The 1,292-nt window shown below is 71.1% G+C and carries 2 protein-coding genes; both read right to left on the reverse strand.

The window, feature by feature from the left end:
• Positions 1-395: NAD-dependent epimerase/dehydratase family protein (locus A5780_RS00995; RefSeq protein ID WP_156769323.1), on the reverse strand; the 395-nt coding region annotated here is incomplete at its 3' end.
• A gap of 5 nt (positions 396-400) precedes the next feature.
• On the reverse strand, positions 401-1,292 hold an 892-nt coding region (locus A5780_RS01000), incomplete at its 5' end, for a cytochrome P450 (protein WP_156769324.1).

The raw sequence follows: 1,292 nt of genomic DNA on the forward strand, positions 1-1,292 counted from the left end.
CAGCCCTCCGTGGGCCAGTCCTCGCCGACGGGATCATCGTGGTGCGCAGGGGAATACGCGCCGACCGACGACGCGTACACCAGCGACGGAACACCGGCCTGCGCGACCGCGCGCAGTACGCGTTCGGTGCCCTGTACGTTCGCGCGCCAGGTCTCGAGCGGCCGATGCGTCGGCTGGAACAACCACGCGAGATGGACCACCACATCGGCGCCGCGGAATTCGGTGAGCAGATCGTCGCAGCGTATGTCGGCACGCGCCCACCGCACTCCGTCGATCGGTTGCCGCGGCAGCCGCCGGGCCAATCCGACGATCGCGTCGATCTCGGGACGCCGCGCCAGCGCGGAGACCACCGCGGTACCGACGTTTCCGGTGGCGCCGACCACGACCACACGCATGACCGTCACCTCCCTCCCGGCGAATGCGACTGCGCCGCTTGGAGCGCGCGGGCCCGCGCGGTGAAGTCGATGCGGAAGTTGTCGAAGGTGATCGGCAGCGCCGCCGCGGGGGTGGGCTGCGGGTGCGAGCGCAGCTCGAGATCCAGTTCGTCGATCAGATGCGCCAGCAGGCTCGTGGTGAGGAACAGGACCAGATCGCGACCGGGGCATCGGGCGGGCCCGGCACTGAACGGCACCAGCTGCGGATACCGCTCGGCGCGCCCGTCGAGCCAGATATCGGGGTCGAAGCTGTGCGCGAACGGCAGGAGGTCGGGGTCGCGGTGGAAGGCAGGCACCGGAATCAGCAGGCCCGCACCGGCTTCCACGGTGAACCGCTCGGCGCCGCGGCCCCATTCGGTGTCCTCGGTGGTGTCGCGCAACACCGCGGGGGTGGTCGGCCACAGCCGTACCGACTCCAGAACACAGGCCCGCAGATAGGGCCGCGGCATGGCGCGCTCGGGCTCGTGCGCGTCCAGCCGCGCACGGGACAGGTGCTCGGGATGGGTGGACAGGACGGCGAGGGCGCGCAGGGTCGCCATACCGGCAGCGTCGAAGGCGAACAGCCAATGCGGGATCTGGCCGACCGGATCGACCGCCCCTGCGGCCGGCAGTTGCGCCAATGCGCCTGCGAGGCTGTCGGTTTCGGCCGTCTGCACGTAGTCGTAGAGTTGTTCGTAGAAGCGCTCGCGCAGGCGACGATGCGGAAGCGCGGCATAGGACCAGTTGCCCGCCGCGCGCAGCCGCCACAGCCGATCGGTGATCGAGTCGTCCTCCCGGGCGCGCCGGCCCAGCACGATCCGGCGCACCAGCCGCCACCAATCGGTGGTGAAGTGCGCCGCGTCGAGACCGCCGCGCTGC

The sequence above is a fragment of the Nocardia sp. 852002-20019_SCH5090214 genome (assembly GCF_001665865.1).
Classification (GTDB): Bacteria; Actinomycetota; Actinomycetes; order Mycobacteriales; family Mycobacteriaceae; genus Nocardia; species Nocardia nova.